The sequence below is a fragment of the Paraburkholderia edwinii genome, from assembly GCF_019428685.1.
GTDB classification, from domain to species: Bacteria; Pseudomonadota; Gammaproteobacteria; order Burkholderiales; family Burkholderiaceae; genus Paraburkholderia; species Paraburkholderia edwinii.
In genome coordinates this window covers 537919-564824 of the sequence record NZ_CP080095.1, presented here as the reverse complement: position 1 = coordinate 564824, position 26906 = coordinate 537919, and the positions used below count along the sequence as shown (strand labels likewise).

Here is a 26906-nt window from a genome sequence, read left to right as displayed (position 1 = left end):
GGCGGAAGGCAAACATGCGGTGGCGTCCGGCGCGCTTCCATCTGGAGACTGCGCGATCAACTGCACTGGCGCAGGCACGGACACACGCGGCAGCGCATTCGTGCCTGCAAGCGATGGAATCGGCTCGAGCGCGTCGCTCGTGCTTGTACTCGCTTCCTGTATCTGAACGGTTTCGCACGCGTTGCGGAAGAAGTCGTGGAGCACCGTGCGCATCTGCTCCTGCTGCGGGCGTCCTTCAAGATCGAGAAAGTGCCCCGCGCCGCGGATCGTCGCGAATTCGGAGCGGTGAACATAGGCGGCAAGGCGCCGGACGTCGTCGACCGTCGTGTATTCGTCGAGGTCACCGTTGATGAACTTCACATCGCACGCAATGCGCGCGAATTCGGCGAGGTAGCGCTCAGGCTCCATCTCGAGAATCTGGTTCACGTGGAACGCGACCTGATCCAGTTCGTCGCGCGGCAGCCGCGTCAGATAGCGATAGTTGCAGAGCTTCATGATGCGCGGCAGGTGACGGCCCACCGTATCGTTGAGCAACTGGGACGCCAGCACGTTCTCACCCGCGGCGATGTGGTCGCGCGCGCGCGTGATGTAGTCGATCATCGCCTCGTTGAGAAACGGCGAGAACGATGTAATCGCTGCACGGCGCACGCTCTTGCAGCCGCGCGCGAGCGCGAACAGCGAGGCAACGCCGCCCCACGACACAGACAGCAGATACGCCGGATGGAAGCGATCGGCAAGGTGCATCAGGATGTTGATCTCGTCGTCCCTGGTGAGCACGGTGCACTGCACGTTGTGCTGGCGCGACTGGCCTGCATACGGCAGGTCGAAGCACAGCGCATTCAGACGCTCGCCCAGGTAGCGAATGGTCTGGCCGAACGATGCGGTGGTCGCCAGCGCGCCATTGACCAGCAGCACCGTTTCGAACGACGAGTCGAATAGATGATGCTCGACATAAATTTTCAGACCACTGGGCAGTGGCACGATCTGCTTCTCGACAGACATGACAGTTTTCTCCACAAGCAATGCCGAAAGACCAACGCTCGCGCTGCAGCGGGCTACACGGCCGCTTGCGTGCTGTTGCGACGTCTGAGCGCTGCTGCGGCGCTCTTTACGCAACAGGCGTGCATTCTAATGACGAATAACGGATAGTAAGTAATGCATAGTTCTATTACGTGCGCGGGCGTTTGCAGGCGGCGGAGTTCGATGTGGAGAAACGCGCGTCGGCTCGCATCGCGCCGGGCGATATCATTGCGTACGCAAGAAGTTTTGATGCGCCTGACAAGGGCGTAAGGGAGTGGATGGTGCAGCGCGTGACGAACCGCTATGTAATCGCGATGTAATAGGCCCGAAGGCAAAGGTCCAAAGGCAAAGGAAGGCAGCGAGCCCGAGCGGCATCACAATTTCCGCATTCAGAGCGGATTCTGTTTAACGCGCCTGTCAAGAATCAAAATCGCGTGAGATAACACTCTTTGCGCCCAATGCAAGCCGCCCTGCGCGAAACATCACACCCGGGTCAGCCGCTTGTCTGACAGACGCTCAGCTCGCGCGAAGCTTGCGTGCAATGGGATCATTGAGAATACTCATCGCTTGCATTGAAAAATATCGGTTCACTTCGGCGCGTTCACTGAAATAAAGTAACACCCGAAGCACTCGCGCCGTCCTGACTGCTTTCATTTCACCATCGAATAGCCAGGCCTTCTCTGCCCCACCCGGGCAACCTTGACGCGAGCTTAACCGGCGCGGATTCTCTTACCCCTGATCAAGTCGCGCCGCTAGTTAGTCGCTCAATAGCGTCAAAGGATCTACAACATGGGAAGCGGCCGAACGATCGCGGCATTGCAGGCATTACTGCCTGATTTATGGACATTCGCATTGCGTCTTGCATCGACACCTGAAGACGCGGAAAAACTCCTTGATAACCTGTGTCACGGCATCCAGGCCGGAACATGGGAGTGCGCACCGTATATGTCGATGCGCGTCAACCTGATGTCGGCAATGCTGCGGCGCTGGCAACAGAAGGTGCGCCACCCGGAAGCGTGCGCAGCGCGCACCGCACGCGCCGCATCACGCATCGGCGCGAATTCGGAAACGAACCGCCACCTGCTGCAGGTCGTCGCGATGCTGCCCGACGAGCAGCGCATTGCGATCATCCTGGTCGAAGCGGAGCGCCTGACGCCCAGCGAGGCGGCGTGGGCCTGGGGCCTGACGACCGATGAACTCGAGAGGCGTCTGGTGCGCGCGCATGCCGCCGTCAGGAAAGCACTAGAAAACGACGCGCCGCCGGTGCGCGCTTACGTGCCCGCGCGCAGAACCGCATGCCCTCAGGCTGAAGAGGTCGCCGTCACGCGTCCTTGATGCGGAACACCTCGACGCCGACCGCGTCGCAGTCCGGATAAACGTCCGGCTTTTCCGTCGACACGCGCACCGCACGCACGTGCGGGTGCGCGAGCATGATTTTCACGAGGTCGTCGCACAGCGTTTCCTGCAGGTGGATATGCCCCTGCTCGACGCGGCGCGCGATCGTCGCGCGCATGAAGTCGTAGTCGACCACTTCGCGCAATTTGTCTTCGTGCGGCGTCGACAGCGCGAGCGGCACGAACAGATCGACGTTGATCACGACGCGCTGCTCGCCGCGCTTTTCGAAATCGTGCACGCCGATGTTGATGAACACCTCGTAGTTGCGCAGAAACAGCCGGCGGCAGTCGGCGAGGTTCGGATGAAAGAAGGCGGAGTGCATGGTCTCGTCTCTGATCGTGATGGTAAGCGTGCCGTGGACACGCCGAATAAGCACCCGGTGAGCGCCCGATGAGGTGCTGTGCTCGTCAGCTGCCGGTCAGGAACATCACATCGCGCGGCAGCGGCACGAGGTGCTGGCCGCCGTCGACGACGAGCGTCGTGCCCGTCACGCCTGCGGCATCGGCCAGATACAGCGCGGCGGCAACGAGGTCTTCCGGACGCGACGCGCGGCCGAGCGGCGTCATCCGGTGCGCGGCGGCGAAGCTCGTCGGCGTCTGCTCGGCGGACTGCAGCGTCAGGCCCGGCGAGAGTCCGACTACCCTCAGCTTCGGCGCGAGCGCCTGCGCGAGCGCGACGGTCGCGGCTTCGAGCGCCGCTTTCGACAGCGTGTACGACAGGTAATCCGGATTCATGTTGTGCAGCTTCTGGTCGAGCATATTGATCACGACGCTGCGCTGCGTTTCGTCTTCCCGCGCGATATCGGGCGTCGCGTCGTGCAGCATGCGCGCGAGCACGAGCGGCGCGCCGACATTGATCGACATCATGTGCAGCAGCTTGTCGTACGCGACGTCGCGCGCCGTGTCTTCGTCGAAGCGCGACGCGTTGTTGACGATGCAGACGGGACGCCCGAGCGCGGCCGTGCAATCCGGGATCAGGCGCGCGACTTCCGCTTCGTTGGCGAGGTCCGCGTGCAACGCGATCGTCCGGCGCCCCAACGCTTCGATCTCGGCGATCAGTTCGTCGGCTTCCGTGCGCGATGCGCCGTAGTGCACGGCCACGTCCCAACCGTGCGCCGCGAAACCCAGAGCGAGTGCGCGCCCGATACGGCGCGCGGCGCCGGTGATCAGCACGACACGCGCCGGCGGCGCTGCGCGGTGATGGCTACCGGCATCGCTATGGCCGGTCTCAGCGTTGCCTGATTCGCTGACTGACGAATTGTCGGAACGGGCGCTCATTTACAATGCGGGAATGAATCCGAAGGCTCACGAACCCGATAGTTTACCCGCTCCCGACGCTGCCGCGCTCGCCCAATCGACCGCGCTCGTCGAGCGGATTCGCGCCGACATCGATGCGGCCGGCGGCTGGCTGCCGTTCGACCGCTATATGGACCGCGCGCTGTACGCGCCGCGCCTCGGCTATTACAGCGGCGGCGCCATCAAATTCGGCCGGCGCGCCGAAGATGGCAGCGACTTCGTCACCGCGCCCGAACTGTCGCCGCTGTTCGCCGCGACGCTCGCGCGGCCCGTCGCGCAGGCGCTCGAAGCAAGCAGCACGCGCGACGTGATCGAATTCGGCGCCGGCACGGGGCGGCTCGCGGCCGGTCTGCTCAATGCGCTCGACGCGCTCGGCGCGCCGCTCGACAGCTATTCGATCGTCGATCTGTCCGGCGAATTGCGCGCGCGCCAGCAGACGATGCTCGAAGCGCAGGCGCCCGCCCTCGCCGCGCGTGTGCGGTGGCTCGACGCATTGCCCGACGAATTCGCCGGCGTCGTGATCGGCAACGAAGTGCTCGACGCGATGCCGGTGCGCCTGTTCGCGCATGCGAACGGCGGGTGGCGCGAACGTGGCGTCGTCTACCGCGGCGAGGCCTTCGCGTTCGAAGATCGCGCGCTGCAATCCACACATGACGCCGCCTTTCTCCATGAAATCGAAATCGAAGCCGGCCACCATGGCGAATATGTGACCGAAACGCACGAAGCCGCATGCGCGTTCACGCGCACGATCTGCAGGATGCTGACGCGCGGCGCCGCATTCTTTATCGACTACGGCTTTCCGCGTCACGAGTACTACCATGCGCAACGCGCGCAGGGCACGCTGATGTGCCATTACCGGCATCGCGCGCATGGCGATCCGTTTCTGTATCCCGGCTTGCAGGACATTACCGCGCATGTCGAATTCAGCGGCATCGCGGAAGCGGGCACCGATACCGGCGCGGATCTGCTCGGCTATACGTCGCAGGCGCGCTTTCTGTTGAATGCGGGCATTACCGATGCGCTCTCCGAACTCGATCCATCCGATGCCGCGCGCTTTCTGCCCGCCGCGAACGCGGTGCAGAAGCTGTTATCGGAAGCGGAAATGGGCGAGCTCTTCAAGGTGATCGCGTTCTCGCGCGGCATCGACGACACGCTTGACGCGTTCGCAAGCGGCGACCGCTCTCACACGCTGTGACACGCACCGACCCAAGGACCACACGATGATCCGCTGGCTGCTCACCACGTTCGTCGCCGTTGCGGTGCTCTCGGCATGCTGGCCCTGGCTACGCAAATTCGGTATTGGGCGCATGCCCGGCGATGTCACGTTGCGGATCTTTGGGCGCGAGTACCCGTTTCCGTTTATGTCGACGCTCGTGCTGTCGATGCTGTTGTCGTTGATTGCGCGGTTGCTTTAAGAGGCGGCGGCTTTTGCTTTTTTGCTGCTTGTCTTCCTGATCGGCTCGCCGCTAGCGCGGCCGCCCGTACGCGAGCGATGGGTATAACGCGCTAGTTGCCAGGCGGCCGCTGCTGCGTCCCATCCGCGTCCGCGTCCTTCTCCCCGTCCTTTTCCCCGATCGCCTGCGCAACCGCCCGCACGCGTGCGCGATGCACCGCATCCTTGATCGCGGCCGGTTTATCCGTGCGTTGGTCGTCAAGCGCGCCGGCAATCGCGCCCGCATCGACGCCGCGCGCCGCCGTCAGCGCATCGCGCAGCCGCTCGGCCTGCGGATAATCGCGCGTCTCGAAGCCGAGCCGCCCGCGTGCGTCCGCTTCGCAGGCCTGCAGCGCTTCGGCAAAACGCGCGGGCTTGCGCAACGCATCGCTGCGTTCGAAGAGCCGCACGAGGGCGGCCGCGCCCATCTCCATCACGCGATGAATATTGCCGTGCTCACGCGCGACGAGCACCGCGAGATCGCGGCACTCGTTCGGCACGCGCAGCCGATCGCAGAGCGGCTTCAACAGATCGACGCTGCGGCCTTCGTGACCGATATGGCGCGGCAACACATGATCGGGCGTCGTTGCCTTGCCGAGATCGTGCGTCAGCGCCGCGAACCGCACCGGCAGCGTGTAGCCGCGCTTCGCCGCATAGTCGACGACCATCATCACGTGCACGCCCGTATCGACTTCAGGGTGATAGTCGGCACGCTGCGGCACGCCGTATAACGCGTCGATTTCCGGCAGCACGCGCGCCAGCGCGCCGCCTTCGCGCAACAGGTTGAACATGCGCGAGGGCTTCTTTTCCATCAACCCGCGCGACACTTCCTGCCAGACACGTTCAGGCACAAGCGCATCGACTTCGCCGGCCGCAACCATCGTGCGAATCAGCTCGAGCGTTTCGGGTGCGAGCGTGAAATCGGCGAAGCGCGCCGCAAACCGCGCGACGCGCAGAATCCGCACCGGGTCTTCGATAAACGCATCGCCGACATGGCGGAATACGCGCGCCTCGAGATCCGCCTGCCCGTTGAACGGATCGACGATCGGCCCGGTCAGTTCGCCGTCCGGGCTCACTTCCTGCGCCATCGCGTTGACCGTCAGATCGCGGCGCTCGAGGTCTTCTTCGAGCGTGACATCCGGCGAATAGAAGAACTGGAAGCCGTGATAGCCGGCCGCGGTCTTACGCTCGGTTCGCGCAAGCGCGTACTCCTCATGCGTGACGGGATGCAGGAAAACGGGAAAGTCCTTGCCGACCGGTCTGAAGCCTTGCGCGGCCATCTGCTCGGGCGTCGCGCCGACCACGACGTAGTCGCGGTCCTGTACCGGCAACCCGAGCAATTTGTCGCGAATGGCGCCGCCGACTGCGTAGATCTTCATGCAGGGGTTTCGTAGTAATCGATCGTATGGGTTTCGTGCATCGCGTCGGCAATCCACGCTTGCACCGCGGGCGCATTGGTCAGGCGCCGCGCGTACGCGGCGGCCGCTTCGGACAACCTCGGCTGCCACGTGTTGAAACGCATCACAACGGGCGCATACATCGCATCGGCAATGCCAAACTCGCCGAACAGGAACGGCCCGCCGTACTGGTCGAGACAGGCGCTCCACAACGCGTCGACGCGCGCGACATCGGCGAGCGCGCCCGGTGTCGCGCCTTTGCCCGGAAACGACGCGTGGATGTTCATCCACATATTCGTGCGCAGTTCAGCGAAGCCCGCGTGCATTTCCGCGCTGACGCTGCGCGCATGCGCGCGGGCGGCCGCATCGCGCGGCCACATCGGCACGTCCGGGAATTGCTCGGCGAGCGTCTCGAGGATCGCGACGGATTCCCATACCGATGCGCCGTTGTCCATGATCAGGCACGGCACTTTGCCCGACGGCGAATGCTTGAGGATCGACGCGAGCGTGTCCGGCTCCCCGAGCTGGACCGCGACTTCTTCGAACGGAATGCCGAAATGTTTCATCAGCACCCACGGGCGCATCGACCACGACGAATAGTTCTTGTCACCGATAACGAGTTTCATGCCTTGTCCCATGAAAGAGGCGGGTTATGGTTGGAGCTTCTAAGGCTCACCTTGTTTGCTAAACATCGTCTACCACACATCGTCTACCACTTTAACGGCCCGCGCTCGCGCGAAACGTATTGAAGCGCGAACGCAGCGACGCGCCCGTCAGATACACGGGTGCGATCGTCTCGATGCTCGCCGGCTCGATATCGAGCTCCGGCGCAAGCGGGCCCGTCATTACGCTGTCGACTTTCATCGAATCGAGATTGTCACGCGAAATGACCGGTTCGCCGGGCGCCATTTCAAAGGTCAGCGCCTGCAACCGTGCGAATGCATCGGGTAGCCGCATAATGCGCGCCTGCCGGCCGATCACCGTGCCGCAGTATTCGACAAGCTGCTCGAGCGTATAGACGGCCGGCCCACCCAGTTCGTAGACACGGCCGCTCGCTGCATCGAGATCGAGCACGTTGACGATCGCCTTGGCGACATCGCCGACAAACACGGGCTGAAACTTCGCATCGGGCATCGCAAGCGGGATAACCGGAAACATGCGCTGCAAAAACGCGAACTTGTTCAGCAGCGCGTCCTCGGGACCGAATACGACCGACGGGCGAAAGATGGTCGTCGCCAGCATCGATGAGGCGCGCACTGCTTTCTCCCCGTCGCCTTTCGAGCGCGTATACATGCTCGGTCCGTTCGAATCGGCGCCGAGCGCGCTCATATGAAGGAGCCGATGCACGCCCTTGCCCTCGCACGCGGCGACGATCTTCGTCGGCAATTCGACATGAAGCTTCGCGAATTCCGGGCCGTACGGATTACCGCGATGCCCATGCAGCGTGCCGACCAGATTGATCACCGCATCGGCATTTTCGACGAAGCGCGCAAGCTGCACGGGATCGAACACGTCGACTTCAAGCACGTCGATCGGCAATAGTGTGAGATGTCGCGCGTTATAGCGGCGGCGCGTGGCGAGGCGCACCGTCTTGCCGAGTTCGACGAGCGCATTGATGAGATGACTGCCGATGAAACCGGACCCGCCGATCACCGCGATGGTTTGATGTCGCATTTCCGACCTCCACTAATCCGTGCAAGCCTGGTGGCTCGCATTCAGCAGGGAAGGCGCGGCAATGGCTGAAACTGAAGCCGCGCCGCGCGCGCAAAGCGCAGGCAGCGCGGCGGGTATGGCGCTGTTATGGTGCGATGTAACCCAAACGCGCCTTCAGCGATTGCGGACGGCCTTCGAACAACGCCGCATAGTAGACCGTGTTGGACAACACGTTTTTCACATAGTCGCGGGTTTCCTGGAAGGGAATCGCTTCCGCGAAAATCGCGCCTTCGACAGGATGCTGCAGCGACTGACGCCAGTTGCGCGGGCGGCCGGGACCCGCGTTATAACCGGCGGTGGCGAGCACGGCCGACCCGTCGAATTCATTGTAGATCATCGACAGATAGTTCGTGCCGAGCAGGATATTCGTGTTGATGTCGTTCATCTGCTCGCGTGAAATCGGACCGAGGCCGATCTTTTTCGCCACCAGTTGCGCGGTGCCGGGCATCAACTGCATGAGGCCGCTTGCACCGACCTCCGAGCGCGCATTCAGGATAAAACGCGACTCCTGGCGAATCAGTCCGTAAGCCCATTCGATATCGAGTCCGTTCGACTGCGCGTCGCGCTCGACGATATCGCGGAACGGCGACAGGTAGCGCAGCGAGAAATCGTGGTCGGTCTTCGTGCGGTCCGCGGTGTTCACCGTGCGGTCGAACAGCTCGATGCGGCGCGCGTACTCGGCCGCCGCCAGCAGCTGCCGGTCGCTCATCGTGCGCAACGGCCAGTTCCATTCGCGGTTGCCTTCGAGCCGCAGGTTCAGCCGGTAGAAACGTTGAGCCAGCGCAAAGCCCGGCGTGTTCGCCGCTTGCTGCACTTCGGCGTCAGACACGGTCGTTTTCGGCGGCACCGTGATCTTGCGGCCCAGTTCTTCGCTCGCGAGCTGTCCGTAGAAGTTGAAGCCCGGCGCGATCTGCTCGAATTCCTCGTTCGCCTGCGCGGTGTCGCCGGCCTGCTTGAGCGCGCGCCCATGCCAGTACACCCACGACGGCTGACTGCGCAGCGCGGCCGGCATCTGCTCGATCGACCAGCGCACCATCGTCCAGTCGCCCGACAGAAGCGCCGTGCGCGTACGCCATTCGTAAGCGGGATTCGACAGCGGCGCATTGGCCGACAGCCGGTACCAGTCGACCGCGCCCGGCATCTGCTTTGCGGCCGCCTGATAGGCGATCGTGCCCCAGCCGATCGCACGCTCAGGCGTGGTGAGCGACGGCGCGATCGACGAGAACGTCGCTGCCGTCATCGCCGGATCGTTGCGCGCCATCCGCGTGATCGCGAGCAGCGCAAGCTGATGCGACTGCGGGTCGGCGCCGACGCCGCGCGCGAGCAACAGCGGCGGCGTCGTGGTTGCCTGACTGAAAAGGTCGGGGTCGGGCCGCTGGTTGCCGAGCGCATCGACAAGCTTCGCGCCGGTGTTCGTCTGATTCTGCTCGTAAGCGAGGCGGATCTGTTGCCAGACGTCATCGCTCGTGAATTGCTGGTTGATCGCGAGCGACGTGATCAGGTCGACGCAGCCGTCGCCGTAATAACGCGGCTCGACCAGCAGCGCGCGCGCCGCGTCGGCGACATTCTCGCCGTGCGCCGCGCGCGATTCGAGCGCATAGCACTTCACCTGCGTGTCGTCGTTGAGCACGAAGCGCGCGTATTGCTCGTCGAAGTTGCGCCAGTCGTGCCGCGCGCCGAGCACGGTCAGGTAGTCGTTGCGCATGCGGTCCGCGATTGCCTGGCCGTCGTACTTCTGCAGGAACGCGAGCACCGGCGCATCGGGCGCGTCGATACGCGCATGGCCCGACGAATCGAACAGCTGCGGTTTTAACTGGAAGTATTCGAGATACGACGGCGCCGGGTAATCCGGAATCATCGCAGCCAGTTGCGCGGCGCGCACCGGATCGTTATTGCGCGCGGCTTCACGCAACTGAACGAAGATCTGGTCGTCGTTCGTGAGCTGGGAAAGCGGGATGGGCTTCACGGCGGACGCCGTGCTGCACGCGACGAGCGCCGCCGCGGCAAATGCCAGACCGACCGCGCGATATACTCGGAAAAGGCGTGTGGACATCGTTGTTTCTGGAGCGCGAATTGAACGAAAGCATAGCATGCAACCCCGACGCCAATTCATCGAAAAAGGGACTGCGGCGCATGTTGTTCGAGGCTCGGCTGCATGCGAGCCGCGACCCGGACGTCAGCGCTGCGTTGAACCGGCGCCTGCTCGACATGCTGCAGAAGCATGCGCCGCGGCGCGTCGGTTTTTACTGGCCGCTCGAAGGCGAATTCGATGCGCGCGGTGCGATTGCAACATGGCTCGCGCTCGATGCCACTCGTGAAGCATGTGTTCCAGTCGTCATGCAACGCCATACGCCGCTCGCGTTTCACGCGTGGACGCCCGACATGCCGATGGCAATCGGCGAGCATCGGATTCCCGTGCCGGCCACGGTGCGCGACGTGACGCCCGATCTGGTTTTCGTACCGTGTGTCGGCTTCGATGAGGATGGCTACCGGCTCGGTTACGGCGGCGGCTATTACGATCGCACGCTTGCGGGATGGCGCGCGGCAGGCGTGGCGCCGGTCGCGATCGGCGTCGCGTATGAAGCATGCAGGACGAACGCGTTGCCGCGCGAGCCGCACGACCTTCCGCTCGACGCGATCATCACCGATGCCGGCTGTTACCCGCGCGGCAGCGGCAACGACGGTGGCGATAACAGCGGCAGTGACGGCAGCAACGCGCAGGCACCCGGCTCCACGCGCCGCTGAACCCTTCCTTCTTCCCTTCTTACAGTGAGGCGGCCGCGCGCGCGGCGGTGTCGTAAAGTCCGGACGCGTTGCGCATCAGTTGCGCGGCTTCGCCGATCTGCTGGTTCGACAGGCCGCTTTCACGCAGCGTCGCGATGAGGCAGCTTTCGCGCACCTCCCGATACCTGACGCACAGTTCGCGGCCGGCGTCGGTGGCGGAGAAGAACACTTCCTTGCCGCTCTTTTCGCTATGCACATACCCTCGCGCGACGAGTTTCTTCAAGGCGTAAGTCGCGACGTGCGTGTCTTCGATGTTGAGCACGAAGCAGATGTCCGCGAGTTTCTTGCGGCGCTCGCGATGGCTGACGTGATGCAGCAGCGATACTTCGATCGCCGTCATGTCCTTTTCGCCCGCCGCCGACATGCAGCGAACCATCCACCGGCTGAATGCGTTGCTCGCCATGATCAGCGCGTATTCGAGTTCGGAAAGTTCCGCGCTTTCGTCAGAAACGAGATGTTCCGATGAGACTATCTTGGTGGGATGACGCGCCATGTATAGGGTCCCGGAATGCGGCAGGAAGGGCACCAAGTGTACGACGCACGCGTTGGACTGAAAGCCTGGCGAAAACGCTTATGGAGAAGTTATTGATATTTTAATGAGACTATACGTCAGCCGATTCCGATGAAAAACTCGTCGGGACTGGAGATTGCGTATCCGCACATCGACCTCTCGACGCGACCCATGAGCCTAGCGACGCGCCCCTCTTCAAGCGATCCCCGCATCTACGCGTTCGGCGACACGGCACTCGTCTGCGAATCGCCGCCGCCCGCGACGCTCGATTGTCAGCGGCGCGTCTGGGCCGCGGCGCAAGCCGCACGTACGTGGCCGCACGTACTTGAAGTCGTGCCCGGCATGAACAATCTGACGCTGGTGTTCGACCCGCTCGCGGCGGACCGCGACGCGCTCGCCGCACAGTTGCGCGCCGCCTGGGACGCCGCCGGCGCTGCACCTTCGCCCGATCGCGAGATCGAGATACCCGTGCATTATGGCGGCTCGTTTGGCCCCGATCTCGACGTGGTTGCCGCGCACGCGCGCCTTTCCGCGCAAGAGGTCGTGGCGCGCCACACACAGGCCGAATATGTCGTGTTCTTTCTCGGCTTCCAACCGGGCTTCGCGTATCTCGGCGGACTCGATCCGGCACTGCACACGCCGCGCCGCGCCGCGCCTCGCGTCGAAGTGCCGGCCGGCTCGGTCGGCATCGGCGGCGCGCAAACCGGCGTCTATCCGGCTACCTCGCCGGGCGGCTGGCAACTGATCGGCCGCACAACGGTGCCGCTCTTCGACCCGGCCCGCACGCCGCCCACCTTGCTGCAACCGGGCGACCGCGTGCGCTTCACGATCGCGGAGCCGCACGCATGACGACACAGATGATCGACGTGATCCGCGCGGGTCTTCTGACCTCGGTGCAGGACCTCGGCCGCCACGGCTACCGGCATCTCGGCATCGCGCTCGGCGGCGCGCTCGATCGGCTCGCGCTCGAAGTCGGCAACCGGCTGGTCGGCAACCGGCCCGATGCGGCGGCCCTCGAAGTCACGTTCGGCCCGACCGTGCTGCGCTTTCCGCGCGCGACGCGCATTGCGATGACGGGCAGCGAGTTCGGCGCGACGCTCGATGGCGCGCCCGTTTATTCATGGTGGAGCCTGCCCGTGCAGGCGGGCCAGACGCTTACGCTCAATGCGGCGAAGCGCGGCATGCGTTGTTATGTGTGCGTCGCGGGCGGCATCGATGTGCTGCCGGTGCTCGGTTCGCGCAGCACCGATCTCGGCGCGTGCTTCGGTGGCCTCGGCGGTCGCGCGCTGCGCGACGGCGACAGGCTGCCGATCGGAGTAGTCGCGGGTGCGGGTGCGGGTGCGGGTGCGGGTGCGGGTGCGGGTGCGGGTGCGGGTGCGGGTGCGGGTGCCCAAGCTGGAGCAGCAGCGGCAGCAACCGCAGGTGCGCCGGCTGCGATCGCCGCCGGCACGCCAGCCGCACGCCCGCAGGCCTTGAGCCCCGACGCGCCCGCATTCGGTGTGAAGTCGCCGGCGTGGTGCAAGTTCGTCCTCGTCGACGAGCCGGTGCGGCGCGGCCGTCACTCGTCGGGCGCCGCCTGGGCACTGCCGGTTCGCGTGCTGCCCGGCCCCGAATACGACCGCTTCAGCAAAGCCGCACATGACGCATTCTGGTCCGACGAATGGCTCGTCACACCGAACAGCAACCGCATGGGCTATCGGCTTTCGGGCACGGCGCTCGAACGCAACGAAAAGATCGATCTGCTGTCGCACGCTGTCATGCCCGGCACGATACAGGTGCCGCCGAACGGCCAGCCGATCGTGCTGATGAGCGATGCCCAGACCACGGGCGGCTACCCGAAGATCGGCTCGGTGATCTACGCTGATCTCTGGAAGCTCGCGCAAATCCGGCTCAACGGCACCGTGCGGTTTGTCCCGACGACGCAGCATGAAGCGCGTGCCGCGCTGCTCGAAGAACGGCAGTATCTGCGGCAGATCGAGGCCGCGATCGCGTTGCGTGAAGAACGCCGAGCGCGTGAGACGCCAGCCGCCGAGGCATGAAGCGGCAAATAGCGCCATGCAACACCACGCAGCGCTACGTAGCACCAGGTGGAGAAGCAGTGAGCAATAACGCGAAACGTCGCCAGACCGCTTCGCGCGAATGAAGAGCGGAGGAGCACTATGGAAATCGATCTGAACGCCGATCTCGGCGAAGGCTGCGGCTCCGACGAAGCGCTGCTCGATCTTGTCAGCTCGGCGAATATCGCGTGCGGCTGGCATGCGGGCGGCGCCAATGCGATGCGTGACTGCGTGCGCTGGGCAGTGCAAAAAGGCGTGGCGATCGGCGCGCATCCGAGCTTCAACGATCCGGACAATTTCGGGCGCAAGGAGATGGACCTGCCGACCGGCGATATCTACGCGGGCGTGCTGTATCAGCTTGGCGCGCTGTCGGCGATCGCGCAGGCCGAAGGCGGCCGCATCGCGCACGTGAAGCCGCATGGCGCGCTCTATAACCAGGCGGCGCGCGATGCGCGCATCGCCGATGCGATTGCGTGTGCGGTGCACGACTTCGACCCGTCGGTGGCCGTGTTCGGGCTGGCCAATAGCGGTCTTGTCACGGCCGCGCGCGAGGCGGGTCTCTTCGCGATCGAGGAAGTATTCGCAGACCGCGGTTATCTTGCCGACGGCTCGCTCGTGCCGCGCAAGGAGCCGGGCGCGCTGCTCGACGACGAAGACGAAGTGCTCGCACGCACGCTGACGATGGTGCGCGAGCGGCGCGTAAAGGCCGTCGATGGCCAGTGGGTGCCGCTCAACGCGCAGACGATCTGCCTGCACGGCGACGGACCGCATGCGCTTGCGTTCGCGCGGCGCATTCGCAGCGCGCTCGAAGAGGCGGGGATTGGCGTGCATGCGGCGTCGAGCGTGCGCGCGTAAAAGCCCGTGTGCGGTTGTTTTCGAGATAAGTGATCGCGCCGAGTGGGCCGCAATACAAAGGCGTCGCCGCTATTTAGGATACGTCTGATGCAACGGGAAGCGCGCCGAACCTAAGCTTGTGGGCATCCGAAATCCACAGTCTGGCGCGTGCACCGTATCGCGCGTGCCGGCTTTCAGCCGAGATCCGCGATGTCCACTTCCGCCACGCCTGTCCGTGCCGACGGCACGTCTGCTTCTTCCTCCGGTCAACCCGATCAGGTTGGTCAACCAGCTGGTCAACTTATCCCCACTGCCCTCGCATTCGCGCTCGAAGCGCACCGCGCGGGCCGTCTCGACGAAGCGCAAGCGCTCTATCGCGAAACGCTAGCAAGCATACCTGATCATCCCGAGGCGCTGCACTACTACGGCGTGCTGCAGCATCAGCTCGGCGAGCACTCGACGGCCGCCACGCTGCTCGATCGCGCGTTGACGCTCGATGCGTCGAATGCCGAATGCTGGAGCAATCGTGGGCTCGTCGCGGCGGCAACTGGCCAGCATGCGTTCGCGCTGCAGTGCTATCGCAACGCGCTGCAACTAAAACCCGATTTCGCCGACGCGCACAACAACCTCGCCGTCGCACTGCAGGCGCAAGGCGCGCTCGAAGCAGCCATCGAACACTATCGCCGCGCACTGGCCATCGACCCGACGCTCGTCGACGTGCACGTGAATCTCGGCTCATCGCTGAACAAACTCGGCCGTCACGACGACGCGTACGCGCAATATCAGCTCGCGCTATCGCTCGACCCGCATTCGCCGCAGGCGCATTTCAACGCCGGCAACGCGCAGCAGGCGCGCGGCAACTTCGCCGCGGCCGCCGATCACTTCCGGCAGGCGATCGCCGCAGCCCCCGCATTCGCCGACGCGCACGTCAATCTCGGCACCGCGCTCGGCAAGCTCGGCGAATACAGCGACGCGGAGCGGCACTATCGCCAGGGCGTCGCGCTGAACGGCAATGCGACCAACCTCGTCTGCCTCGGCGCGTCGCTCGGCGCACAAGGGCGCCACAACGAAGAGGAGCAGTTCTATCGCGCGGCGCTCGCGCTCGAACCCGAGCAGCCCGACGCGCATCAGAATCTCGCGTGGCTGTATCTGAAGCGCGGCGACTACCGTCAAGGCTGGGCCGAATACGCACGACGCTGGCGCGCGAGCGACTACGAAGCGATTGCGGTGGAAGGCATTCCCGAGTGGCGCGGCGAGTCGATCGACGGCAAGCGCGTGCTGCTCGTGCGCGAGCAGGGTTTCGGCGACCAGTTCCAGTTCCTGCGCTATGCGCGTGTGCTCGCGGAGCGCGGCGCGATCGTCGACGTCTGCGTGCGCGCGCCGTTGCTCGACATTGCGCAGCGCGTGCCCGGCGTGCGCCGCGCATGGACCGGCACGCCCGGCGGCGATTACGACTTCTGGATCTCGCTGATGAGCGTGCCTTCGGTCATCGGCACAGAAGTGCCTACCATCCCGGCCGCGGTACCGTATCTGTTCGCCGATCCCGGGAAAATCGCGCACTGGCGCGCGCGTCTCGATGAAACCGTCGGTGCGCAGCCGAAGATTGGCCTCGTCTGGGCTGGCAGTCCGACCTTTGGCAACGACCGCTATCGTTCGATGCCGCTTGCGGCGCTCGCACCGCTCACCGAACTGACGGGCGTCGCGTGGCTCAATCTGCAAAAGGGCGCGGCGCATGCGCAACTGGCCACGCTGCCGGCGGCAACCCGTCCGCTCGACTTCACGGCGGACCTGAACGACTTCTCGGACACCGCCGCGCTGATCGCAAATCTCGATCTCGTAATTACCGTCGATACCGCTGTTGCGCACCTGACGGGCGCGTTGGGCAAACCGCTGTGGGTGATGCTGCCGGCCAACTCGGACTGGCGCTGGCTCGAGCACCGCAGCGACTCACCGTGGTATCCGACCGCGCGGCTCTTCCGGCAAACGACGCTCGGCGACTGGGCGCCAGTGGTGGAATGCATGCGCGACGCGCTGGTGCGCGGCGAATAGCGTCGAACGATGTTCAACGAGGTGGGTTGGCGCCATGCAGCGTGACGTCGCGTGATGTTGCGTGATGCCGCGTCAACCCGCGCTGAGCCGCGCCGATCTGACCGGCCTGTTACCTCAACTCGGCTCGACCACGAACCCGCGCTGCCGCAACAACTGCAGCACGCCATTGCGGCCCCCCAGGTGCAGCGCACCGATCGCGACGAACACAGGCTTGTTGGGCGCCGAAATGGCGATCATCCGCGTGACGAACCGGCGATTGCGTTCATAAAGAATCTTGTTGTCGATCGAATCCGACACGCGCTTATCGCGCGCCAGCTTTTCCGACTTCGCCGCTTCCCACGCGGAGAGCGCATCGGCATCGCCGACGCGCCATAGCCGGTGCAGCGTCTTCACGTCACTCACATTTTCCGCGGGTGTCTGCACGAGATCCTGCGCCAGCATTTCGCGCTGCTGCGCGAGCGTGAGGCTCGTGAATGCGCGCATCTGTTCGGTCAGCCTCTCGAGGCCGACGATCTTGCCACGCTGGCGCAGATAGACATTCTGCAACTGCGCTTCCGTGCCGTACTCGGTCTGCAGCCCGGCGCTCAGCGAATCGTAGGTTTCGACAAGCAGCGACGCGAGCCACGGCCGCATCTTGCGGATTTCGTCGAGCGCCGCGGGGTTGTCGCGCAGGCGCGCCTCGAGCTTGCGCCACAGCGGATCGGGCAATAGCTTCGGCAGGCACGGATACCGGCACACACCGTATTTCGATACGTCGTCCTGCGAGACGAGCAGATCGTCGGGAGACAGTTCGAGCGCAAGCGTCGGCGACGCGGCGAGCGCCGCGAGAATCGGCCGCCGGAACGGCTGCCCGGGCGGATAGTCGACCGGGTCGCCGACGTGCAGCGTGCCGAGAATATAGATGGTCGTCGCGCCGCGCGTCGCGACATAGAACGGCATGCGGGCCGGCTCGGGGCGAACCGGGCCGCCCGTGGTGGTGCCTGAGGATGCCGGCGCCGGCGGCGGCGCATTGGTGGCCGGCGCCCCAGCGGCCGCCGACCCGCCGCGCGGTGGCGCAGCCGGTGGATGCGGAAGCGGCAAGGTCGGGCGCGCCGCGCCCTGCGCGTTCGTGTTCGCCGCCGCGTCGCCGACCGCGTATGCCGACGCAACCGGCGCCCACGCAGCTAACCTCGGCACCGTCGAAGCGATCAAGGCCAGCCCGGCCGCCAGAACCAGGAAACAACAAAGCGCGACGACCATGGCCCGGGTCCGCCGCAACAGATGCAACAAATGCAACAGGCACCATTGCGGCAACACGCGCAACACGCGCACTGAGCACAACGCGCGCACCGGGTGACCCACGCCATCGACGCAGCGGCGCACCGCGCAGCGCGCCGCCGCCGTTTCAGGCATCCGCCGCGTCCCCCACCTCCTCGGCGCGGTGACACGACACCTGACGGCCATCCACTTCACGCAGCTTCGGTTCCTCCTGACGGCACCGGTCGATCGCATACGGGCAACGCTGATGGAAAGTACATCCCGACGGCGGATTCAGCGGCGACGGCATTTCGCCTTGCAGCCTGATCCGGATCCGCCGGTCCGCTTCGAAGATCGACGGCGTCGCAGACATCAGCGCCCGCGTGTACGGATGACGCGGCCTTTCGAAGATCGTCTTATTGTCGCCGAGTTCGGCGACGCCGCCGAAATACATCACCATCACATCGTCGGCGATATGCTCAACCACGGCCAGATTGTGCGAGATAAAGACGTAGCTAGTCTTAAACTCGTCTTGCAGATCCATAAAAAGATTAAGAATCTGCGCCTGGATCGACACATCGAGTGCAGACACCGGTTCGTCGGCGACGACGATCTGCGGATCGAGAATCATCGCCCGCGCAATCGCGACCCGCTGCCGCTGCCCGCCCGAGAACATATGCGGGTAGCGCTTCGCGTGCTCGGGCCGCAGCCCGACGGTGCGCATCATGTGCGCGATGCGTTCGGCGCGCTCGGCCGCGGTGAGCGGCGTGTTGATCGCGAGCGGCTCGCCGAGCGTCTGCTCGACGGTCTTGCGCGGGTTCAGCGACGCAAACGGATTCTGGAACACCATCTGCACGCGCCGGCGCAACGCCGCAATCTTCGCGTGATCGGCGCCGGCCACATCCTCGCCGTCGATCAGCAGACGCCCGGCGGTGGGCGATTCGATCATCGTCAGTTGGCGCGCGAGCGTCGATTTGCCGCAGCCGGATTCGCCGACCACCGCCAGCGTGCGCCCGCGCGTCAGCGAAAACGACACGCCGTTCAACGCCTTCACCGTGCCGTGGCCGAACATGCCGCGCTTCACGTCGTAGTGCTTCGCAAGCTGCTCGGCCACCAGCACAGCGTCGCCGCCGGCAGCGGCACCCGGGCGGCGCGTTTCAGGTACTGCATTCATCGTGCGCCTCCGTGTTGAATCGCATCGGCCGCGAGGTTCAGCGGCTTGATGCAGCGAACCCGAACCGTGTCGTCGTGATTGGGCAAGCCGCCAAGCGCCGGCCGCGCCTTCATGCAATCGTCGACGACGTACTTGCAGCGCGGCGCGAACAGGCAGCCCTTCGGCCGGTCGTCGCGGCCCGGAACGAGGCCCGGCAGCGCGGCGAGACGAACCGCGCCGACGTTGTGCTCGGGAATCGCGGCCAGCAGCGCTTCGGTGTACGGATGATGAGGCGCCGCGAAGATCTCGGGCACGCGGTTCGTTTCGATAATCTCGCCCGCGTACATCACCGCAACGCGCTGCGCGACTTCCGACACCACGGCCAGATCGTGCGAGATCAGCACGAGCGCCATGCCGCGCTCCTTCTGCAATTGCACGAGCAGCTGCATGATCTGCGCCTGGATCGTCACGTCGAGCGCGGTGGTCGGTTCGTCGGCGATCAGCAGCTTCGGATTGCACGCAACGGCCATCGCGATCATCACGCGCTGGTTCATGCCGCCCGACATCTGATGCGGAAACGAACCGATGCGGTTCTTCGCATCGGGAATGCCGACCTGATCGAGCAGTTCGAGCGCGCGTTTGTCGAGCGCATCGCCGCGCAATCCTTCGTGCAGCTTCAGCACTTCCTTGATCTGATAGCCGACCGTATAGCTCGGGTTCAGGCTCGTCAGCGCGTCCTGAAACACCATCGCGATGTCTTTGCCGATCACCTTGCGGCGCTCTTTCGGCGATGCGGTCAGCAGATTCCTGCCGTCGAAGGTGATTTCGTCGGCCGTCACCTTGCCGGGCGCGTCGATCAGGCCCATCAGCGCCATCATCGTCACGCTCTTGCCCGAGCCCGATTCGCCGACCACGCCAACCACTTCGCCCGGCGCGACATTGAGATTGACGCGGTCCACCGCGGCGAGGCCGCCGAAGTCGACTGCGAGATTGCGGATGGTCAACAGATCGCGCATCTGATCGCGCGTCTGGTCGCGCATTTGATCATTCATGTCAGGCCATCCGTTTCAGTTTGGGATCGAGCGCATCGCGCAGCCCGTCGCCGAGCAGGTTGATCGCCAGCACCGAGATCAGAATCGAGAGACCGGGCATCGTGACGATCCACCATGCGCTGTCGATATAGTCGCGCGCGGACGCGAGCATCGCGCCCCACTCGGCCGACGGCGGCTGGACACCGAGGCCGAGGAAGCCGAGTGCCGCCGCATCGAGAATGGCCGACGAAAAGCCGAGCGTGGCCTGCACGATCAGCGGCGCGGTGCAGTTCGGCAGCACTTGCGAGAACATGAGCCGCAGCGTGCCGGCGCCCGCGACGCGCGACGCCATCACGTATTCCTTGTGCAGTTCCCCGAGCGCCGATGCGCGCGTCAACCGCACGTAGCCCGGCAGCGCGACGATCGCAATCGCGAACATCGTATTGAAGAGGCCCGGACCGATGATTGCAACCACGGCAACCGCAAGCAGCAGCGACGGCAGCGCGAGCAGCACGTCCATGACGCGCATGATCGGCGTGTCGGCCCACTTGTCGAAGAACGCGGCGATCAGGCCAAGCACGATGCCGGGAACCAGCGCGAGCACCACCGATACGCAACCGATCCAGAGCGACAGCCGCGCGCCGTACATGAGTCGCGAAAGGATGTCGCGGCCCGCTTCGTCGGTGCCGAAGATGAACTTCCAGTTGCCGCCGTCGAGCCACGCGGGCGGAATTTTCACCGAATCGCGGTACTGCTCGATCGGGCTGTGCGGAGCAATCAGCGGCGCGAAGATCGCGATCACCACCAGCACGAGCACGATGATGCCGGCGCCGACCGCGCCGTGATTGCGCGAGAAGTTGGCCCAGAATTCACGCGCGGCGATTGCCCGGCCGCTTGGCGGAGTGACCGACTGGGGGACTGTGTTCTGGATGTCTGCCATCATGCCTCCCGCCGAGCCGCCTCAAGGGAGGCATGCGCCCCCTCGGGGGGCGCCCCATAGGAAGTCCCCTTGGGGGACAGGGAACGAATGTGAGCGTGGGGGTAGTCCATTCTTTACCTCGTATGGCGAATGCGCGGATTCAACACGCCGTACAGCAGGTCGACGACGAGGTTCACAACAATGACAAGCGTGGCGATCATCAGGATACCGCCCTGCACGACCGGATAGTCGCGCCGGCTGATCGCATCGATCAGCCACTTGCCGATACCGGGCCACGAGAACAGCGTCTCGGTCAGCACGGCGCCCGCGAGCAGCGTGCCGACCTGTAGACCGATTACCGTGACGACCGGAATCAGCGCATTGCGCAATGCATGCACGACGACCACACGCACCGGCGACAAGCCTTTCGCGCGCGCGGTGCGGATATAGTCTTCGCGCAGCACTTCGAGCATCGACGAGCGCGTCATGCGCGCAACCACCGCAAGCGGAATCGTGCCGAGCACGATCGCCGGCAGAATCAGATGGCTGACCGCGGAGCGGAACGAGCCTTCGTCGGTGCCGGGCAGAAGCGAGTCGATCAGCAGAAAGCCTGTGACATGCGGAATGTCGTATTCGACCGCGATGCGGCCCGACACCGGCGTCCAGCCGAGCTTCGCCGAAAACACCATGATGAGGATCAAGCCCCACCAGAAGATCGGCATCGAGTAACCGGTGAGCGCGGTGCCCATCACGCCGTGATCGACGACGGTGCCGCGTTTGAGCGCGGCAAACACGCCGGCCGGCAAGCCGACCACGAGCGCGAACAGCATCGCGCAGATCGACAGCTCGACCGTGGCCGGAAAGCGCGCCAGGAATTCGCCCATCACGCTCGTGTTCGTGATGAACGACGTGCCGAGATTGCCGGACAGCGCGCGGCCGACATAGTGCAAATATTGAAGCGGCAGCGGCTCGTCGAGCCCGAGGCGGTGCAGCGCCGCGGCATGCGTAGCCGGGTCGACGCCGCGCTCGCCCATCATCACCTCGATGGGGTCGCCGGGAATCAGATGGATAAGCGCGAACGCAAGGATCGTAATGCCGATGAAAGTCGGTATCACCATCCCGATGCGGCGCAAAACGAATCGGAACATGGAACGTCCCTATGGGTTGGATGGGGAAAAATGCAACCGGCGACAAGGGCTCGTGACCCCGTCGCCGGACAGTTTCGACCAGTCTTCTTAACCGTGCGAAAAACTTACCGCGGCGGGTTATGCGTATGATCGCCGCGGCGTGTCACGACGGGCCGCACTACTGCATGCCGACGCCGTCGAAGCGCAGGTAACCGAGCGATTCGATGCGCATGTCGGTGACCTTCTTGCTCATCGGCTGATAAACGGTCGAGTGTGCGATCGGCGAGAACGGCAGTTGTTCCGCAAAAATCTGTTGCGCCTGCACATAAAACTTCGTGCGTGCGTCCTGGCCGTTGGTTTCGCGGCCCTTTTTCACGAGCTCGTCGAATGGCTTGTAACACCACTTCGAGAAGTTATTGCCATTCACCGCGTCGCAGCCGAGCAGCGTGCCGAGCCAGTTGTCCGGATCGCCATTGTCGCCGGTCCAGCCGATCAGCATCGTATCGTCTTCACCCGCGTGCGCACGCTTGATGTACTCGCCCCACTCGTACGTGACGATCTTCGCCTTCACGCCGATCTTCGCCCAGTCGGCCTGGATCATTTCGGCCATCAGCTTGCCGTTCGGGTTGTACGGACGCTGCACGGGCATCGCCCACAACGTGATCTCGAAGCCGCTCGGGAAGCCCGCCTTGGCGAGCAGCGCCTTGGCCTTGTCGGGATCGTACGACGGCACCTTCAGCGATTTGTCGTACGACCATTGCGTCGGCGGCATCGGGTTCGTCGCGAGCTGGCCCGCGCCCTGGTAGACCGAATCGATGATCGCTTTCTTGTTGATCGCCATATCGAGCGCTTCGCGCACTTCGACCTTGTCGAGCGGCTTGTGCGTGACGTTGTACGCGAGGTAGCCGAGGTTGAAGCCCGCTTGCGACGGCATCGCGATGTTGTTGTCCGCCTTCAGCGGCGCGATGTCCGCCGGACGCGGATAGCTCATCACCTGGCATTCGCCGGCCTTCAGCTTCTGTACGCGCACGCCCGGGTCGGGCGTGATCGAGAAGATCAGCTTCGACACCTTCACCGTGTTCGGCTTCCAGTAATCAGGATTGCCGTCGAAACGGATCGTCGCGTCCTTCGTGTAGCTCTTGAAGATAAACGGGCCCGTGCCGACCGGCTTCTGGTTGATGTCGGCGGCCTTGCCTTCCTTCAACAGCTGGTCTGTGTATTCCGCCGACAGAATCGACGCGTATTCCATCGCGAGGTTCTGGATAAACGGCGCGTTCACTTCGGCAAGCGTGAATTTCACCGTGTACGGGTCGACCTTTTCGACCTTCGTGATCAGCTTGTCGAGGCCCATGTCGCTGAAGTACGGGAACTGCACCGGGTACGCCTTGCGGAACGGCTGGTTCGGATCGAGCATGCGCTGGAACGTGAAGATCACGTCATCGGCGTTGAACTCGCGCGTCGGTTTGAAAAACGAAGTGGTCTGGAATTTGACGCCGTGGCGCAGATGGAACGTATACGTTTTGCCGTCCGGCGACACGTCCCACTTTTCGGCAAGGCCCGGTTCGACCTTCGTGCCGCCGCGCTCGAATTCGACGAGACGGTTATAAACGGTGAACGTGTTCGCGGTGAAATCCACGCCCGTCGTGTATTGCGCCGGATCGAAACCCGCAGGGCTGCCTTCTGAGCAGTAGACGAGGGTTTTGTTCGGGATATCGGCAGCGTTCGCCAGTTGGGCGCCCACCATCGATGCCGCTGCGGCCGCGCTCAGCGTCGTGAGCCGGAGCGCGCGCAACAGTCTGTTTTGTTTCATGTTTCCTCCACGTTTTTAACCGGTCAAAGCCAGCGTAGCGCGATATTACTGAGCTTTACGGGCCCTCACAAGCGGACAAAATCCGGTGGCGCAAACGTTGAAACATGTATAGGGAGGGGGTGGCAGCGCGGCCCTGGGTTGGTCCCAGGTTGGCCCGAGGTAGGCTCCGGGTTGACCTTGATTTGGTCTTGAGTTGGCCTCGAGTTGGCCTCGAGTTGGCCTCGAGTTGGCCTGATTAGCGCTTTGTGCTGCCAAACGTCTTGCGCGATCTCGCGCAAGACGTTTGGATCACAGCATGAGCTATGCGCAGCGGGTGATATGCAGCCCCGAGCCTACAGGCCGAGCCGCTCGCAAATCGTCTTCGTCGACGCGGCGGCGTTGAGCGTATAGAAATGCAGGCCCGGCACGCCCGCATCGACGAGCCGCTGGCACAGCCCGGTTACCACGTCGATCCCGAACGCGCGAATCGACTCGCGGTCGTCGCCGAAACTCTCGAGCCGCCGCGCGATCCAGCGCGGCACTTCGGCGCCGCACATTTCGGAGAAGCGCATCAGCTGCGAGTAGTTTGTGATCGGCATGATGCCGGGCACGATCGGCACATCGACGCCGAGCTTGCGCGCGTCGTCGACGAACTGGAAGTACGCATCCGCATTAAAGAAATACTGCGTGATCGCGGAATCGGCGCCGGCTTTCACCTTGCGCGCGAAATTCTCGAGATCGTGCCGCGGCGTGCGCGACTGCGGATGGTATTCCGGATACGCGGCGACTTCGATATGAAACCAGTCGCCGAATTCGGCGCGGATAAAGCTGACGAGTTCCGACGCGTAACGCAGCTCGCCGACCGAGCCCATACCCGACGGCAGATCGCCGCGCAACGCGACGATATGGCGAATGCCATGCGAGCGGTACTCGGTGAGAATCCGACGCAGGTCGTCTTTCGACGAGCCGATGCACGAAAGATGCGGCGCCGCTTCGAGCCCGCCTTTCGACATCTCGATGACGGTATCGAGTGTGCCTTGCTGCGTCGAGCCGCCCGCGCCGAATGTGACCGACACAAACTTCGGCCTGAGCGGAAGCAGCTGCTCGCGCGTCGCGCGCAGCTTCTCGACGCCTTCCTGCGTTTTAGGCGGAAAGAATTCGAATGAAAGTTCGATGGGGTTCATGGTCCGGATCAGAATCCGATGGGCCGTCGCCGAATGCCCGCCGTGCGCCGCGTGTTACGTGTCATAGGTCACGTTTCACGCGGCAACGGCTAGGCGAAACTGCGATTGCCGAGAATAAGCGCGGACAGCAGCCATGAAACGATGCTGTACAGAATCGAGCCGAAGAATGCCGACCAGAAGCCCGACACTTCGAAGCCCTTCAACAGCGACGCGCACAGCCAGAAGCACAGTGCGTTGACGACGAGAATGAAGAGCCCGAGCGTAAGGATCGTGACCGGCAATGTCAGCAGGATCAGCACCGGCCGCAACACCGTGTTGATGAGCCCGAGCACGAGCGCAATGATCAATGCGGTGCCGAAGCTACGGATGTGGATCGACGGCACGAGGTACGTGATGATCAACAACGCAAGCGCATTAATCAGCCAGGTCAACAGCACGGTCATCGGAGGCTCCTTATGTTCACGTTGTGCTTACGGTCCGCATTGAACATGAATACGCGCGGTGCATGCCATATATATGGCGACACCGCGCGCATCCGCAACGTGCTTAGTAACGGTAGTGGTTCGGCTTGAACGGACCGCTCTTGTCGACGCCGATATAGCTCGCCTGATCCGTGGACAACACGGTCAGGTTCGCACCGATGCGCGCGAGGTGCAGGCGCGCGACCTTCTCGTCGAGCTGCTTCGGCAGCACGTAGACCTTGTTCTCGTACTTGCCGCCTTGCGTGAACAGTTCGATCTGCGCGAGCGTCTGGTTCGTAAACGAGTTCGACATCACGAACGACGGGTGGCCCGTTGCGCAGCCGAGGTTCACGAGGCGGCCTTCCGCCAGCAGAATCACGCGCTTGCCGTCCGGGAAAATGATGTGGTCGACTTGCGGCTTGATGTTTTCCCACTGGTACTGGCGCGTCGACGCGACGTCGATTTCCGAATCGAAGTGGCCGATGTTGCAGACGATCGCGTTGTGGCGCATCGCCTTCATATGATCGTGGTTGATCACATGGTAGTTGCCGGTGGCCGTCACGAAGATGTCGGCCTTGTCGGCCGCGTATTCCATCGTCACGACGCGGTAGCCTTCCATCGCCGCCTGCAGCGCGCAGATCGGATCGATTTCGGTGACCCACACCGTCGCGCCGAGACCGCGCAGCGACTGCGCGCAGCCCTTGCCCACATCGCCGTAGCCTGCGACCACCGCGATCTTGCCCGCGATCATCACGTCCGTTGCGCGCTTGATACCGTCGACGAGCGACTCGCGGCAGCCGTACAGGTTGTCGAATTTCGACTTCGTGACCGAGTCGTTCACATTAATCGCCGGGAACGGCAGACGGCCTTCCTTTTCCATCTGATACAGACGGTGCACGCCGGTCGTCGTTTCTTCGGTGACGCCCTTGATGTGCGCGAGACGCTTCGAGTACCACGTCGCGTCCACGTCGAGATGCTGCGCGATCGACTTGAAGAGCGCGGTTTCTTCTTCGTTGGTCGGCTTGGCGATGACCGAACGATCCTTCTCGGCCTTCGAGCCGAGGATGAGCAGCAGCGTTGCGTCGCCGCCGTCGTCGAGAATCATGTTCGCGAATTCGCCGTTCGGCCATTCGAAGATGCGGTGCGAGTATTCCCAGTATTCGTCGAGCGATTCGCCCTTGTACGCGAACACCGGCGTGCCGCTTTCAGCGATCGCGGCAGCGGCGTGGTCCTGCGTCGAGAAGATGTTGCACGAGGCCCAGCGCACGTCGGCGCCGAGCGCCTTCAGCGTCTCGATCAGCACGCCGGTCTGGATCGTCATATGCAGCGAGCCCGCAATGCGCGCGCCCTTCAGCGGCTGCTGGGTCTTGTACTCGTCGCGAATCTGCACGAGGCCCGGCATCTCCGTTTCGGCGATGTTCAGTTCCTTGCGGCCCCAGCCTGCGAGCGAGAGGTCTGCGACGATGAAATCTTTCGAGTCTTTGGAATCGTAAACTGCGGCGTTCATCACGCCCTCCTT

At 63.9% G+C, this 26906-nt stretch carries 24 protein-coding genes and 1 pseudogene; 8 read left to right on the top strand and 17 right to left on the bottom strand.

Annotated features, from left to right (window positions below; all coding sequences use genetic code 11):
• Positions 1–206: 206 nt before the first annotated feature.
• A pseudogene (locus KZJ38_RS02420) lies at positions 207–1002 on the bottom strand (alpha/beta fold hydrolase); the annotation flags it as partial.
• Between the two features lie 807 nt (positions 1003–1809).
• Here KZJ38_RS02420 and KZJ38_RS02415 point away from each other — a divergent pair.
• Positions 1810–2355, top strand: a complete 546-nt coding sequence (locus KZJ38_RS02415) for an RNA polymerase sigma factor (RefSeq protein WP_219798626.1) — start codon at positions 1810–1812, stop codon at positions 2353–2355.
• Here KZJ38_RS02415 and KZJ38_RS02410 read toward each other — a convergent pair.
• The gene (locus tag KZJ38_RS02410) at positions 2342–2737 is read right to left on the bottom strand and encodes a dihydroneopterin aldolase (RefSeq protein ID WP_219798625.1); all 396 of its coding nucleotides are present in this window, start codon (positions 2735–2737) and stop codon (positions 2342–2344) included. The two genes, KZJ38_RS02415 and KZJ38_RS02410, sit on opposite strands and share 14 nt — an antisense overlap.
• Before the next feature lie 85 nt (positions 2738–2822).
• Positions 2823–3692 carry an SDR family oxidoreductase gene (locus KZJ38_RS02405; RefSeq protein ID WP_219798624.1) on the bottom strand — a complete coding sequence of 290 codons (870 nt, stop codon included), beginning with the start codon at positions 3690–3692 and terminating at the stop codon, positions 2823–2825.
• A gap of 13 nt (positions 3693–3705) precedes the next feature.
• On the opposite strand from KZJ38_RS02405, the gene KZJ38_RS02400 reads away from it, so the two are divergent.
• Positions 3706–4905, top strand: coding sequence for a class I SAM-dependent methyltransferase (locus KZJ38_RS02400; RefSeq protein WP_219798623.1), 1200 nt, complete (start codon positions 3706–3708; stop codon positions 4903–4905).
• 25 nt (positions 4906–4930) lie between these two features.
• Complete coding sequence (locus KZJ38_RS02395) at positions 4931–5125, top strand: DUF2905 domain-containing protein (protein WP_219798622.1); 195 nt, start codon at positions 4931–4933, stop codon at positions 5123–5125.
• A 91-nt stretch (positions 5126–5216) separates the two neighbouring features.
• Here the strand turns inward: KZJ38_RS02395 and KZJ38_RS02390 are convergent, their stop codons facing one another.
• From KZJ38_RS02390 to KZJ38_RS02375, 4 genes are all read right to left on the bottom strand, one after another.
• Complete coding sequence (locus KZJ38_RS02390) at positions 5217–6521, bottom strand: multifunctional CCA addition/repair protein (RefSeq protein WP_219798621.1); 1305 nt, start codon at positions 6519–6521, stop codon at positions 5217–5219.
• Positions 6518–7165, bottom strand: a complete 648-nt coding sequence (locus KZJ38_RS02385; protein ID WP_219798620.1) for a glutathione S-transferase family protein — start codon at positions 7163–7165, stop codon at positions 6518–6520. The genes KZJ38_RS02390 and KZJ38_RS02385 overlap by 4 nt, the downstream gene beginning before the upstream one ends.
• Positions 7166–7256: 91 nt before the next feature.
• On the bottom strand, positions 7257–8213 hold the full coding sequence (locus KZJ38_RS02380) for a complex I NDUFA9 subunit family protein (protein ID WP_219798619.1): 957 nt from the start codon (positions 8211–8213) through the stop codon (positions 7257–7259).
• A gap of 124 nt (positions 8214–8337) precedes the next feature.
• On the bottom strand, positions 8338–10305 hold the full coding sequence (locus tag KZJ38_RS02375) for a lytic transglycosylase domain-containing protein (RefSeq protein WP_219798618.1): 1968 nt from the start codon (positions 10303–10305) through the stop codon (positions 8338–8340).
• Between the two features lie 80 nt (positions 10306–10385).
• On the opposite strand from KZJ38_RS02375, the gene KZJ38_RS02370 reads away from it, so the two are divergent.
• Entirely contained in the window at positions 10386–10997 is a 612-nt protein-coding gene (locus tag KZJ38_RS02370; RefSeq protein WP_246641619.1) for a 5-formyltetrahydrofolate cyclo-ligase, read from the top strand.
• Positions 10998–11016: 19 nt separating this feature from the next.
• Here KZJ38_RS02370 and KZJ38_RS02365 read toward each other — a convergent pair whose 3' ends face one another.
• On the bottom strand, positions 11017–11529 hold the full coding sequence (locus tag KZJ38_RS02365) for a winged helix DNA-binding protein (RefSeq protein WP_219798617.1): 513 nt from the start codon (positions 11527–11529) through the stop codon (positions 11017–11019).
• 189 nt (positions 11530–11718) lie between these two features.
• Between KZJ38_RS02365 and pxpB the strand changes: the two genes are divergently transcribed.
• The 4 genes from pxpB to KZJ38_RS02345 all read left to right on the top strand — a co-directional run bounded on the left by pxpB (position 11719) and on the right by KZJ38_RS02345 (position 16487).
• Positions 11719–12396, top strand: a complete 678-nt coding sequence (gene pxpB / locus KZJ38_RS02360) for a 5-oxoprolinase subunit PxpB (RefSeq protein ID WP_219800082.1) — start codon at positions 11719–11721, stop codon at positions 12394–12396.
• A gap of 8 nt (positions 12397–12404) precedes the next feature.
• Complete coding sequence (locus KZJ38_RS02355; protein ID WP_219800081.1) at positions 12405–13586, top strand: 5-oxoprolinase subunit C family protein; 1182 nt, start codon at positions 12405–12407, stop codon at positions 13584–13586.
• A gap of 120 nt (positions 13587–13706) precedes the next feature.
• Positions 13707–14459 (top strand): 5-oxoprolinase subunit PxpA, encoded by a 753-nt coding sequence (gene pxpA, locus KZJ38_RS02350; RefSeq protein WP_219798616.1) that lies wholly within the window; start codon positions 13707–13709, stop codon positions 14457–14459.
• A gap of 189 nt (positions 14460–14648) precedes the next feature.
• On the top strand, positions 14649–16487 hold the full coding sequence (locus KZJ38_RS02345; RefSeq protein WP_219798615.1) for a tetratricopeptide repeat protein: 1839 nt from the start codon (positions 14649–14651) through the stop codon (positions 16485–16487).
• Between the two features lie 114 nt (positions 16488–16601).
• On the opposite strand, the gene KZJ38_RS02340 is transcribed toward KZJ38_RS02345, so the two are convergent.
• The 9 genes from KZJ38_RS02340 to ahcY all read right to left on the bottom strand — a co-directional run bounded on the left by KZJ38_RS02340 (position 16602) and on the right by ahcY (position 26894).
• Positions 16602–17879, bottom strand: a complete 1278-nt coding sequence (locus KZJ38_RS02340; protein ID WP_246641618.1) for a TraB/GumN family protein — start codon at positions 17877–17879, stop codon at positions 16602–16604.
• Entirely contained in the window at positions 17872–18897 is a 1026-nt protein-coding gene (locus KZJ38_RS02335; RefSeq protein ID WP_219798614.1) for a peptide ABC transporter ATP-binding protein, read from the bottom strand. The genes KZJ38_RS02340 and KZJ38_RS02335 overlap by 8 nt, the downstream gene beginning before the upstream one ends.
• A complete protein-coding gene (locus tag KZJ38_RS02330; protein WP_219800079.1) occupies positions 18894–19892 on the bottom strand; it encodes an ABC transporter ATP-binding protein in 999 nt (332 codons plus the stop codon). The genes KZJ38_RS02335 and KZJ38_RS02330 overlap by 4 nt, the downstream gene beginning before the upstream one ends.
• 37 nt (positions 19893–19929) lie before the next feature.
• Positions 19930–20847 carry an ABC transporter permease subunit gene (locus KZJ38_RS02325; protein WP_219800078.1) on the bottom strand — a complete coding sequence of 306 codons (918 nt, stop codon included), beginning with the start codon at positions 20845–20847 and terminating at the stop codon, positions 19930–19932.
• A gap of 113 nt (positions 20848–20960) precedes the next feature.
• Positions 20961–21974 carry an ABC transporter permease subunit gene (locus tag KZJ38_RS02320; RefSeq protein WP_219798613.1) on the bottom strand — a complete coding sequence of 338 codons (1014 nt, stop codon included), beginning with the start codon at positions 21972–21974 and terminating at the stop codon, positions 20961–20963.
• A gap of 157 nt (positions 21975–22131) precedes the next feature.
• Positions 22132–23763, bottom strand: a complete 1632-nt coding sequence (locus KZJ38_RS02315) for an ABC transporter substrate-binding protein (RefSeq protein WP_219798612.1) — start codon at positions 23761–23763, stop codon at positions 22132–22134.
• Between the two features lie 332 nt (positions 23764–24095).
• Positions 24096–24926: a methylenetetrahydrofolate reductase [NAD(P)H] gene (gene metF / locus KZJ38_RS02310; RefSeq protein WP_219798611.1), complete on the bottom strand. Its 831-nt coding sequence runs from the start codon at positions 24924–24926 to the stop codon at positions 24096–24098.
• 89 nt (positions 24927–25015) lie between these two features.
• Complete coding sequence (locus KZJ38_RS02305; RefSeq protein ID WP_219798610.1) at positions 25016–25369, bottom strand: phage holin family protein; 354 nt, start codon at positions 25367–25369, stop codon at positions 25016–25018.
• Between the two features lie 103 nt (positions 25370–25472).
• Entirely contained in the window at positions 25473–26894 is a 1422-nt protein-coding gene (gene ahcY / locus KZJ38_RS02300) for an adenosylhomocysteinase (RefSeq protein WP_219798609.1), read from the bottom strand.
• Between the last annotated feature and the right edge of the window lie 12 nt (positions 26895–26906).